The sequence below is a fragment of the Vibrio sp. 10N.222.52.B7 genome, assembly GCF_041474275.1.
Lineage (GTDB): Bacteria > Pseudomonadota > Gammaproteobacteria > Enterobacterales > Vibrionaceae > Vibrio > Vibrio crassostreae_C.
Window position 1 is genome coordinate 1 of the sequence record NZ_JBFRTU010000726.1, and the last position, 225, is coordinate 225.

At 41.3% G+C, this 225-nt stretch carries 1 pseudogene; it reads right to left on the reverse strand.

Features of this window, described 5'->3' with window-relative positions:
* Window positions 1–71 precede the first annotated feature (71 nt).
* Window positions 72–225, reverse strand: a pseudogene (locus AB4512_RS25005) (porin); the annotation flags it as partial.

The following is a 225-nucleotide window of genomic DNA, read 5'->3' on the forward strand; positions in this document are numbered from 1 at the left end:
ATAAAAAACGCCCGCTAGATAGCGGGCGTTTTGATTCTCAATTAACTAATTAATCAATTAGATAATCAGAATTAGAAGTCGTAACGTAGACCTAGAGCTAGCTCGTCTTCAGCATCTGCTTTTGATGCAGGGCCGTTAAGAAGGCCAACTGAACCTAACTTGTCACCTTCAGAGATAAGGTTGAAGTTGTACGAGATGTACGTACGGAAGTTAGGCTTGAAGTAG